Origin of the sequence: Brevundimonas sp. (assembly GCF_023259385.1) — a bacterium.
GTDB lineage: Bacteria > Pseudomonadota > Alphaproteobacteria > Caulobacterales > Caulobacteraceae > Brevundimonas.
Genome location: NZ_JAHFPF010000111.1, coordinates 1 through 10,569, shown reverse-complemented (window position 1 = coordinate 10,569; position 10,569 = coordinate 1). Strand labels below are relative to the sequence as shown.

Sequence of the window (10,569 nt, the reverse complement as noted above, 5' to 3'; positions counted from 1 at the left end):
TCGCCCTTGGCGTTCTGGATGCGGCGCTCGATGACTTCCTCGGCGTCCTGCGAGCGGGTCACCAGGCGGCGGCGCAGTTCTTCCAGGCTGGGCGGCAGGATGAAGACGCGGACGGCGTCGCCGGGGCATTTCTCGGCGATGTCGCGGGCGCCCTGCCAGTCGATGTCGAACAGCACGTCGCGACCCTCCGCCAGGGCGCGGTCGATGGGGCCGCGCGGGCTGCCGTAGCGGGCGCCGTGGACGTCGGCCCATTCCAGGAAGGCGTCGGCGTCGATCAGGCGCTGGAACTCGGCGTCGTCGACGAAGTGGTAGTCGCGGTCCGCGACCTCGCCCGGACGGATGCCGCGCGTGGTCATCGAGACCGACAGCTCCAGACCCTTGTGGTCCGCCATCAGCCGGCGGCAGAGCGACGTCTTGCCGGCGCCCGAGGGGCTGGCGACGATCAGGAGGACACCCCGACGGGGCGTACGTTCATTCGACATTCTGGACCTGTTCGCGGAGCTGTTCGATCACCGCCTTCAGCTCAAGGCCGATTCCGGTGAGCGGCGTGGTAGCCGATTTCGAGCAGAGGGTGTTCGCCTCCCTCATGAATTCCTGCATCAGGAAGTCGAGTTTCCGCCCGGCGGGGGGTTGCTGCAACAGGGTGCGGGCCGAGGCGACGTGGGCGGCCAGCCGGTCCAGCTCCTCGCGCACGTCCGCCTTGGTCGCCAGGGCGGCGGCTTCCAGGAAGATGCGGTCCTCCAGCCCCGGAGCGTCGGGAGCCAGTTCGGTGATGCGGCGGGTGAACCGCTCGCGGATGGCCGCCACCTGGGCGCCGGCCTCGGTCTCGGCCTCGGTGACGAGGGTCTCGATGCGGTCGATGAAGCCGGTGATGACCGGAGCGAGCTGTTCGCCCTCCCGCTCGCGTGACAGCTTCAGGGCGTCGATGGCGGCGTCGATGCTGGCGGCGATCTTCGCCTCCACCGCCGTGCGGGCCTCGGCGTCGTCGGCCTCCTCAGGGGCCTCCAGCACGCCGCGCAGGCTGAGCAGGCCGTCGGCCGAAGGGGGCGTGGCGCCGTCCTCGGCCAGCTGATTGGCCAGCTGCAGATAGCGGGCCAGGATGTCCTCGTTGACCTTCAGCGCGGCGGCGCCGGCCTCGGCCCGTTTGGCCTGCACGCCCAGGGTGACCTGACCCCGGTTGAGGCGCGCCTGACCCGAAGCCTTGGCCAGACGTTCCAGATTGTCGAAGCCCGGGGGGCCGCGGAAGCGGACCTCCAGATTGCGGCCGTTGACCGAGCGGGCCTCGACCGACCAGCTCCAATCCCCCTCCGCCCCATCGGCGCGGCCGAAGCCGGTCATGCCGGAAAGGCGGCTCACTGAGCGGCCGCCGGTTGCTGGGGCACGCGGATCACCTGGGCGCCGGGCGGGACCTCGACGCCCGGAGGCAGGCCGTTGGGCGTGGCGTGCGGCAGGACGGGCGCCGCCGGTTCGGGCGGCAGGCCTTGACGGCGGCGTTCGATGGCGCGCCAGCGGGCGACATTGGCCAGATGCTCGTCATAGGTCCGGGCGAAGGCGTGTCCGCCGCTGCCGTCGGCGACGAAGAACAGATCGCCGCTCTGTGGCGGGTTCAGCACCGCCGCGATGGCGTCACGGCCCGGATTGGCGATGGGCGTCGGGGGCAGGCCGTCGATCTGGTAGGTGTTCCAGTCGGTGTGCTGGTCGATCTCGGACCGGCGCAGGCCGCGGCCCAGCGGACGGCCCTTGGTGATGCCGTAGACGATGGTCGGGTCGCTCTCCAGCCGCATGCCGGCTCGCAGACGGTTCGAGAACACCGCCGCGACACGGGGCCGTTCGGCCGCGACGCCGGTCTCCTTCTCGACGATGGAGGCCAGGATCAACGCCTCTTCCGGGGTGCGGACCACGCTGTTGGGACCGCGCGTGGCCCACAGCCGGGTCATGTTGTCGTCGTGCGCCCGCTGCATGCGCGCGATCACCGAGGCCCGGGTCTCGCCGCGCGAGACCTCATAGGTGTCGGGCCACAGACTGCCCTCCTCGGGCACGGCGTCCACGGCGCCGTCGAGGATCGGCTGACGCATCAGGATGTCGACCGCCTGGGCCGAACTCCAGCCTTCGGGCAGGGTCACGTAGTGGCGCACCACCTTGCCCGAGACCAGCAGGGTCAGGACCGAGCGCAGCGAGGCCCTGGACGGCACCTCATACTCTCCCGCGCGCAGGCGGCGGTCGGCGCCGGTCAGGCTGGCGGCGGCCTTGAACATGTCGGTCGAGCGGATCACCCCCGCCGCCTTCAGATTGGCGGCGATGGCGCTGACCCCGGCCCCGCTGGGCAGGGTCACGACGGTCGTATCCCCTTCCCGCGCCGTCGGCCCGGGGGCGTAGAAGACGCTCCACGCCGCCACCAAGGCCGCGATCAGGAACAGGCTGAAGGTCGCCGAGGCGGCCAGGAAGGCCGTCTTGCGGCCCGGTGATCCCTTCTCCACCCCCCGACGGAACACTCAGGACACCTTCTTGAAGATGACCGAGGCGTTGGTGCCGCCGAAGCCGAAGCTGTTGGACATGGCGACATCGATTTTCATCGGCTTGCCCTTGTGCGGCACCAGGTCGATGGGCGTCTCCATCTCCGGATTGTCCAGGTTGATGGTCGGCGGCGCGATCTGGTCGCGGATGGCGAGCACCGAGAAGATGCTCTCGATGGCGCCCGCGGCGCCCAGCAGGTGGCCGGTCATCGACTTGGTCGAGGACACCGCCAGATCCTTGGCGTGATCGCCGACCAGACCCTCGATGGCCTTCAGCTCGATCCAGTCCGCCATGGTCGAGGTGCCGTGGGCGTTGACGTAGTCGAGGTCCGAGGGCTGCAGGCCCGCGCGCTTCAGCGCCGCCTTCATGGCCCGCAGGCCGCCCTCCCCGTCCTCGGACGGGGCTGTAATGTGATAGGCGTCGCCGCTCATGCCGTAGCCCACGACCTCGGCGTAGATCTTCGCGCCGCGCGCCTTGGCGTGCTCGTACTCCTCCAGCACCATGATGCCGGCGCCTTCGCCCATGATGAAGCCGGCGTGGTCCTTGTCGTAGGGACGGCTGGCCTTCTCGGGCGTGTCGTTGAAGGCGGTGCACAGCGCTTTACACGCCAGGAAGCCGGCGATGCCGATGGGGACGATGGAGCTTTCCGCCCCGCCCGCGACCATCACGTCGGCGTCGTCCAGCGCGATCATCCGGGCCGCGTCGCCGATGGCGTGGGCGCCGGTGGCGCAGGCCGTCACGACCGACTGGTTCGGCCCCTTCAGTCCGTGGCGGATCGAGATCTGGCCCGAGGTCAGGTTGATCAGCGACATCGGGATGAAGAAGGGGCTGACCCGGCGCGGGCCCTGTTCCTTCAGGATGATGGCGGTGTCCGCGATGGGACCCAGGCCGCCGATGCCCGAGCCGACCATCACCCCGGTCCGCTCTTTCTGCTCGTCGGTTTCCGGCTTCCAGTTCGCGTCGGCCAGCGCCTCGTCGGCCGCGGCGATGGCGTAGACGATGAAATCGTCGACCCGCTTGCGATCCTTGGGCGACATGATCTTCTCATGGTCGAAGACGCCGGGCTCGCCCGCCACGCCGCCGCCGCGCCCGTCCACCGACGGAATCTCGCCGGCGATGGTGCAGCCGTACCCCTCGGTGTCGAACGCCGTGATGGGCCCGATGCCGGACCGGCCTTCCACGATCCCTTTCCAGGTGTGCTCTACACCCCAGCCGAGCGGGGTCAGGAGGCCAAGGCCGGTAACGACGACACGACGCATTCCTGCGTTCCTTCACAGTGAATCTCGCGCAGGACAATAGTGAGGCGAAGGCTGCACCGCTAGGCGGGGAAGGAATTGGTTGACCGGAGCGGCCGCGCGCCGTCAGACGTCGGTGGCTCCGGCAGGCAGGGCCGAGGCCAGCCGTCTCTTCACGTCCTCCATCAGCGGGAGCAGCGGTCGCGGCGGCTGCGCCTCGGTGAGCCCCAGCATGTTCGCTGCGGCGTACATCACCCTGAGGCCGCCATGCGCGCGGAACAGGTCCCACAGGCCGGCGAAGTCGGCGTCGCAACGCTCCGCGACCGCGCGATCGCCCCTCATCGCCGCCGCCGCCAAGGCCGCGACAGGCTCCGAAAACAGGCCGGCGGCCACGCTGTACCAGCAGTCCGCTCCCGCCAGCAGCGCTGCCTTGCACCCCCAGTCGCCGCTGTAGCCCACGGACAGGCCCGGCGCCGCCTGGCGGAAAGCCGCCAGGTCCGCCGCCATGTCGCGGGACGACGGGAGGGGAAGCTTGATGGCGGCCACCGCGGGAATCGCCGTCAGTCTCGCGACGAATTCGGGACTAAAAGTGAAGTTCGTGGTTCCCGGGTTGCTGTAGATGCAGAGCGGCAGATCGCTGGCCGCGGCCACGGCGACGAAATGCTGGAAGACCTCCTCCTCCGTGAGCGGGTTGTAGCTGACCGGCGCCAGCAGGAGGCCCGCGGCCCCTTCCGCGGCCGCGTCGCGCGCAACGGCTTCCGCCTCATCCGTCCGCAGCGCGCCCACCCCCACCATGACAGGGACCGACCCCGCCGCCTCGACGGCCGCCGCCACGGCCCGGCGCCGCTCATCGCGGCTGAGGAACATATAGGTCCCCGTGCTGCCCAACAGGCCGATGGAATCGGCCCCGCCCGCCTCGATCCGGCGCACCAGCCGCTGAAGATCGGGGACGATGACGCCGCCCTCCGGCGTCATCGGTGTGATGGGAAAGGCCGAAAGCCCCGAAAACAACGCCATGTTTCACCTCCAGAACGCCGCTCTGGTGAAGCCGGGTTCGCCGCGAGTCTCAAATCAGGCTTGGCTTCGATTTGTGACGGCCGAAGTCATGAAGGCGGGCACCTTCGCCGCGGCATGACCGAAAGTTAAGTAGCCCAGCGACCATCGCCGTTTCACCCTTTGACCTCAGTTGAGGGGCGTTCATGCGACTTGCGATCATAACCATCCTGTTCGGGCTCGGCCTCGCGGCGCCCCAGTCGACCTTGGCCCAGGATGGAACGGAGCCCGCCTCATGGGGCCAGGCCTTGCGCGAGGACGCCAAGGCGTTCCACGACCTGGTCGCCGAAAACCACCCGGGACCGGTCGACGACCAGAACCCGGCCTTCAACGCCTCGCTGGAAGAAGGGCTGGCCCTCGCCCTCGACCGCGCCCGCACCGCCGACAGCTATTCCGCCTGGCGCGCCGCGCTGGCCGAGTACGCGGCTGCCTTCAATGACGGCCATCTGGGCCTGAAGGACATCAAGGACAACCCGGCGCCGGCGCCCATCAACTGGCCCGGTTTCCTGGTCGGACTGCGGTCGGCGCCCGGCGGCGATCACTATGAGGTGGCGTTCAATCGCGATCCAGCCGCGCCCCCGGTCGGTGCGGTGCTGGTCTCCTGCGACGGCCGCCCGGCCGAGGCACTCGCCCAGGAAATGATCGGACGCGAGGCAGGCCGCTGGTCCCTGCGCTCAACGCGGGTCAGCCATGCGGTCTGGAGTCTGGTCGATACGGGCAACCCCTATGTCCGGCGCCCTGAGCGGTGCGACTTCACCGTCAACGGCCGGACCACGCGCCATGCCCTGTCCTGGCGTCCGCTCGACCCCGCCGACCGCGACGCCGGAATCGCAGCCGCGAGCGGCCAGAGGTTCACGGCCTCCACGGCGCTCCGGCCATGGGACGCCGGGCTCTGGATCGAACTGGGCGATTTCGGCGCCGATCCGCGCACGCCCGAAGGCCAGAAGCTGACGGCGTTGCTCGCGGAGGCCGAAACCCGGGTCGCCGATCTGCGCGCCGCGCCCGTCCTGGTCTTCGACCTGCGCGGCAACAACGGCGGATCCTCGACCTGGCTCAGCACCCTGGCGCGGACGATCTGGGGGGCGGATTACGCCGACGCGCACACCGCGGACTCCTCCAGCATCGACTGGCGCGCCTCGCCCGATAACCTGGCCAAGCTGGAAGAGTATCGGACCCAGTTCAGCAGCCAGCCCGACACCCTGGCCTATGTGAACCGGCTCATCGACGGCATGTCGGCGGCGATGGCCGCCGGCAGCTCCCTGTTCCATGAAGCGGACGATGCCGAACCCGAGCGTGGAGCGGCGCCCGCGAACCCGGTCGCGGGGAAGGTCTATGTGCTGACGGACTACGGCTGCGCCTCCGCCTGCCTGGACGCGGTCGACACCCTGACCGCTCTGGGCGTGGTTCAGGTCGGACAGGAGACTTCCGCCGACACCCTGTACATGGAGATCCGCTACGTGCCGCTGCCCAGCGGACGCGCCACCGCCTATGTGCCGATGAAGGTCTATCGGAACCGCGCGCGCGCCAATAACCAGACCGCCGTTCCCCGACACGCCTGGACAGGCGCCCTGACCGACACCGCCGGCCTTGAGCGCTGGATCGCACAGCTGGCCGGCCAGGACTGAGGCGCCGCTGGCCTGGTCGACCTAGAGCAATTCAGGTTCGTCCAGCGCCTCGCGGACGCTCGGGAGGCGGTTTCGGCTGATGGGCAGGGGCGTGCTTTCGTCCATCAGCAACCGGCTCCGGCCGCCGTCCCGCTCGAAGCCGCGGACATGGGCCAGGTTGGCGATCACCGAACGGTGGACCCGCAGGAAGCTGGCCGGCAGGTCCTCTTCCAGCCGGTCGAGGCGGGCGGCGTGCAGCAACCGCCGGCCGCCCGTCAGCCGCAGTTCGACATAGTCGTCCGCCCCGACGATGGCCACGATGTCCTCCAGCGGCACGCGCTCGACACCGCGTGAGGACGCCACCGTCAGGCAGTTCGGACGGGCGGCGGCGCGGGTCAGGGCGACCTCGCGCTCCTGATCGTCGCGGCCGAGCCGCACGACCTCGGTCATCAGCAGCGTCAGCACCAGACCGACGGCGAACAGGAAGTAGGACAGGTCGACGACCCAGCCGGGGAACAGCGCGCAGATCGCCAGGAAGACGGCGAGATAGGCCAGGGTCAGGCGCGCGCCCGGCATGCGGCGATAGACGGCGAAAGCGGCTACCGCGGTGGACAGCACCACTCCGGCCATCAGGGCCAGCACGGTCTTACTGTCGAATCCGGGAGCAAAGCAGGTCGCCGCCACCGCCGCCACCGCCAGCGCGACCACCGGGCGCCGCGCCTGGGGCTGGAAGCGCGACACCACATAGGTCGCCAGCAGCACCGCGAAGACGGCGGTCAGAACCCAGATGCCCACCAGCCGCAGACCGTGGACGGGATAGCCGTAGGGGACCAGCACACGCAGGCTCTCCAGGATCGCCTGCAGACCGGCGACCCCGGCCATGGCCGCCAGCGCCAGGCTGGACCCTGTCCGGCGCAGGATGTGGATGACGCCGAAGCCGAAGGCGGCGGCGAACAGGGCCCCCGCCGCCAGGAAGGCGATCGCCAGCGGGATCGCGCGAGACGGCCAGGGATAGGGCGCCACCAGGATCGCCGCGATGGGGCCGTCCAGACGCACCAGACCATGGAAGGACGACATGCGGATCGTCACGACATTGTCTCCGGGGACCCACATCCGTTCGGGGATCGCGAAGGCCGCCTCGTACCGCCCCGCCGTCTCCGACGCGGGGGAATCGCCCGGTCGTCCATTCGCGCCCAGCGTCTGGCCATTGAGCCAGACCTGCGAGGAGGCGACGCCGACGACATAGAGGGCGACGGGATCGTCACTCGCCGGCCGCTGCACGACCGCGCGAAGCCAGAGCTCCCGCCCCTGCGGGTCGATTACGCCCTCGACGTGCCGACAGTCCTGAAGGACCGGCGCGGCGACGCCGGGCGAGCCTCGGCACGCCTGCCACGCCAATTGGGCGGGCCGTTCCTGGGCCCGCAGCGCCGTCGAGACCGAAGCCAGAAGAATCGCGATGAAGAGAATCCGCCACATGGCGCGGACCCTATCGCCATTCGCCGGAGAGCGCTGCCGTTCGCCGATGCAGACGCGCCATTCGCCGAAGCACGCCCCAGCCGCTCGAAAACCCTGCTTCAACCGTCGTCATGACCTACACATCCCTGAACCGCCGTTCCATCCTCGCCGCCGCAGGCCTCGCCGTGCCCGCCCTGGCGTTTCCCTGGAAAGCCCATGCGCAGGAGCCCGCCGGCCCCTTCCGCTACAAGGCCGGAAACGGCGAAGAGACCGACGCCGTCCGCGGCTATTTCGAAGTGCCCGAGGATCGGCGCATCCCCGGTTCGCGTCGCATCCGCCTTGGCTATGTGCGCTTCCCCTCGACCTCACCGAACCCGGGCGCGCCCATCGTCTATCTGGCCGGCGGCCCCGGCGGATCCGGCGTGCGCACCGCGATGGGCCCGCGGTTCCCGATCTTCATGGCCCTGAGAGCGGTGGCCGACGTCATCGCCTTTGACCAGCGCGGCACCGGCCTGTCGTCCAGCATTCCCGACCGGGCCAACACCACGCCCTACCCCGCCCTGACCCACGCCGGCATGACCGCCTGGTACCGCGAGGAGATGCAGAAGGCCTGGATCGATTGGACCCGCGCCGGCATCGCCATGACCGGCTACAACACCGAGCAGAACGCCGACGACATCGAGGACCTGCGCATTCACCTGGGTGCGGAGAAGGTCAATCTGTGGGGCATCAGCTACGGCACCCACCTGGCCCTGTCGGTGCTCAAACGGCATCCGAACTCGATCGGCCGCGTCGCCCTGGCCAGCCTTGAAGGTCAGGACCAGACCGTCAAACGGCCCGCGCACATCGACATGTTCCTGGACCGCGTCGATCGCCTGATGGGGACGGACCCCGCCGTTCGCGCGGCGATCCCGAACATGCCGGCCCTGATGCGCCGCGTGCATGAGCGGCTGGAGGCCGACCCGGCGACGGTGACCATGCCCGCCGAAAGCGGCACGGTCGACGTCCAGATGGGCGGCTTCGGGGTGCAGCTGATGGCCTCCGCCCTGGTCGCCAATCCGCCGCAGCTGACCATGCTGCCGAAAATCTACCTGGCGCTCGACGCCGGGAAGACCGACGTCCTGGCGCCGTTGTTCCCGCCGCCCCATCGCTACTTCAGCATCTCCGGCATGCCGGAGGCGATGGACCTCGCGTCGGGCATCACGCCCGCCCGCCTGGCGATGATCACCGAAGAGGCGAAGACGGCGGTTCTGGGTGACGCCTTCAACATTCCCATGCCGCACCTGCTGGGCGCCATCCCCGGTGTTGACCTGGGTGACGACTTCCGGGCCTCGATCCGGATCGAGACTCCGGCCCTTCTGGTCGCGGGCGCCCTCGACGGCCGCACCCCGCTGGAGGAACAGGCCGAGGTGATCGCCCAGTTCCAGAACAAGACGCGGGTGGTGGTCGAGAACGCCGGCCACAACGTCTTCGAAGCTCACCCGGACGTGACGCACCTGCTGGTCAAGTTCTTCAGTGAGCAGCCGGTGAGCGACACCCACCTGACCCTGGCGCCGCCGACCTTCCCGGTCGTCTGAGACGAATGGCGGCCTGACGGCGTTCGCCGCGATACGCGAACGCCGTCAGGTCGGCCGTCCAGGTCCGCCCAGACGCAGAAAAGCCGCCGTGACGCCCTTCAGCGTCGCGGCGGCTTTTCGATGCCGTACGAAACGGCTGGTGAGCCTTAGCCCGCCAGCTTCTCGTCGATGAACTTCACGGCGTCGCCAACGGTCTGGATGTGCTCGGCGGCGTCATCCGGGATCTCGATGTCGAACTCTTCCTCGAAGGCCATGACCAGTTCGACGTTGTCGAGCGAGTCGGCGCCCAGGTCGTCGATGAAGCTGGCCTTTTCAGTGACCTTGTCCGGATCGGCGTCCAGGTGGTCGATAACGATCTTACGGACGCGTTCCAGGGTGTCGGACATGGTGTCTCTGCCTTCTGATGCCGCCATGGCGGCTGTTGTCTCAATCCTTGCCGTATGACGACGGCGACGGCGGCGCAAGCCTTCTAACGAAGACTCACCCCGACCGGTTGCAGCGCTCTAGCACAGCCGTGGCGGGGTGAAATAGTCCGTAGCGGTGCGGAACAAGCCTTACGCGACCCGGCTGACGGCGAAATCAGCCAACAGCTCCAGCGCGGTCTTCCACTCGCTGTCCGCCAACGGCGCCAGCGCGGCCTTGGCCAGGTCGGCGTAGTCCCAGGCCACGTCCAGGGTCGCCCCGACCGCCCCCGCGCCGACCACCAGCTCGCGGGCGCGCTTGAAGTCGTCCTCGTGGCGCTCGCCCTTGTTGATGGTGCGCTCCCAGAAGCCGTCGTCGTGGCCCTTGGTGCGGGCGGCGGCCAGCACCACCGGCAGCGTGATCTTGCCTTCGCGGAAGTCGTCCCCAGTGTTCTTGCCCAGATCCGCGGCCTGGCCGCCGTAGTCCAGCGCATCGTCGGCCAGCTGGAAGGCCAGGCCGAGGTTCAGACCGTAGGCGCGCAGGGCCTGGACCGCCGTCTCGTCGGCGCCGGCGCCCACGGCCCCCGCTTCGGCGGCGGCGGCGAACAGTTCGGCGGTCTTGGCCGAGATGATCTGCAGATAGGTGTCCTGATCCAGCCCCAGGTCGTGGGCGCGGGTCAGCTGCAGCACCTCGCCCTCGGAGATGACGCTGGACGCCCGGGCCAGGATG

At 69.4% G+C, this 10,569-nt stretch carries 10 protein-coding genes; 2 read left to right on the top strand and 8 right to left on the bottom strand.

The annotated features are described in order from the left end of the window. From gmk to Q0C81_RS09925, 5 genes are all read right to left on the bottom strand, one after another. Positions 1–482, bottom strand: a 482-nt coding sequence (gmk, locus tag Q0C81_RS09945) for a guanylate kinase (protein WP_291837034.1), incomplete at its 3' end; no start/stop codon positions are given. After that, the gene (locus Q0C81_RS09940) at positions 472–1,338 is read right to left on the bottom strand and encodes a YicC/YloC family endoribonuclease (RefSeq protein ID WP_291837036.1); all 867 of its coding nucleotides are present in this window, start codon (positions 1,336–1,338) and stop codon (positions 472–474) included. The genes gmk and Q0C81_RS09940, both read right to left, overlap by 11 nt. Positions 1,339–1,352: 14 nt before the next feature. Next, entirely contained in the window at positions 1,353–2,492 is a 1,140-nt protein-coding gene (mltG, locus tag Q0C81_RS09935; RefSeq protein ID WP_291837032.1) for an endolytic transglycosylase MltG, read from the bottom strand. Continuing rightward, positions 2,493–3,773, bottom strand: coding sequence for a beta-ketoacyl-ACP synthase II (gene fabF / locus Q0C81_RS09930; RefSeq protein ID WP_291837030.1), 1,281 nt, complete (start codon positions 3,771–3,773; stop codon positions 2,493–2,495). A 102-nt stretch (positions 3,774–3,875) separates the two neighbouring features. After that, positions 3,876–4,766 carry a dihydrodipicolinate synthase family protein gene (locus tag Q0C81_RS09925; RefSeq protein WP_291837028.1) on the bottom strand — a complete coding sequence of 297 codons (891 nt, stop codon included), beginning with the start codon at positions 4,764–4,766 and terminating at the stop codon, positions 3,876–3,878. 182 nt (positions 4,767–4,948) lie between these two features. Between Q0C81_RS09925 and Q0C81_RS09920 the strand changes: the two genes are divergently transcribed. Beyond that, positions 4,949–6,427, top strand: coding sequence for a S41 family peptidase (locus Q0C81_RS09920; RefSeq protein WP_291837026.1), 1,479 nt, complete (start codon positions 4,949–4,951; stop codon positions 6,425–6,427). A 21-nt stretch (positions 6,428–6,448) separates the two neighbouring features. On the opposite strand, the gene Q0C81_RS09915 is transcribed toward Q0C81_RS09920, so the two are convergent. Then, entirely contained in the window at positions 6,449–7,882 is a 1,434-nt protein-coding gene (locus Q0C81_RS09915; RefSeq protein WP_291837024.1) for a LytTR family transcriptional regulator DNA-binding domain-containing protein, read from the bottom strand. A 110-nt stretch (positions 7,883–7,992) separates the two neighbouring features. Here Q0C81_RS09915 and Q0C81_RS09910 point away from each other — a divergent pair, with 110 nt between their 5' ends. Beyond that, on the top strand, positions 7,993–9,438 hold the full coding sequence (locus Q0C81_RS09910; RefSeq protein WP_291837022.1) for an alpha/beta hydrolase: 1,446 nt from the start codon (positions 7,993–7,995) through the stop codon (positions 9,436–9,438). Positions 9,439–9,584: 146 nt separating this feature from the next. Here Q0C81_RS09910 and Q0C81_RS09905 read toward each other — a convergent pair whose 3' ends face one another. Next, the gene (locus Q0C81_RS09905) at positions 9,585–9,824 is read right to left on the bottom strand and encodes an acyl carrier protein (RefSeq protein ID WP_092312098.1); all 240 of its coding nucleotides are present in this window, start codon (positions 9,822–9,824) and stop codon (positions 9,585–9,587) included. A 168-nt stretch (positions 9,825–9,992) separates the two neighbouring features. Beyond that, a partial coding sequence (locus tag Q0C81_RS09900; protein ID WP_291837011.1) for a polyprenyl synthetase family protein occupies positions 9,993–10,569 on the bottom strand: 577 nt, incomplete at its 5' end.

Bases quoted from the DNA above. Each gene is read 5' to 3' on its own strand.
- Q0C81_RS09940 (WP_291837036.1), bottom strand. From the start codon at position 1,338: ATGACCGGCTTCGGCCGCGCCGATGGGGCGGAGGGGGATTGGAGCTGG.
- fabF (WP_291837030.1), bottom strand. From the start codon at position 3,773: ATGCGTCGTGTCGTCGTTACCGGCCTTGGCCTCCTGACCCCGCTCGGC.
- Q0C81_RS09925 (WP_291837028.1), bottom strand. From the start codon at position 4,766: ATGGCGTTGTTTTCGGGGCTTTCGGCCTTTCCCATCACACCGATGACG.
- Q0C81_RS09920 (WP_291837026.1), top strand. From the start codon at position 4,949: ATGCGACTTGCGATCATAACCATCCTGTTCGGGCTCGGCCTCGCGGCG.
- Q0C81_RS09915 (WP_291837024.1), bottom strand. From the start codon at position 7,882: ATGTGGCGGATTCTCTTCATCGCGATTCTTCTGGCTTCGGTCTCGACG.
- Q0C81_RS09910 (WP_291837022.1), top strand. From the start codon at position 7,993: ATGACCTACACATCCCTGAACCGCCGTTCCATCCTCGCCGCCGCAGGC.
- Q0C81_RS09905 (WP_092312098.1), bottom strand. From the start codon at position 9,824: ATGTCCGACACCCTGGAACGCGTCCGTAAGATCGTTATCGACCACCTG.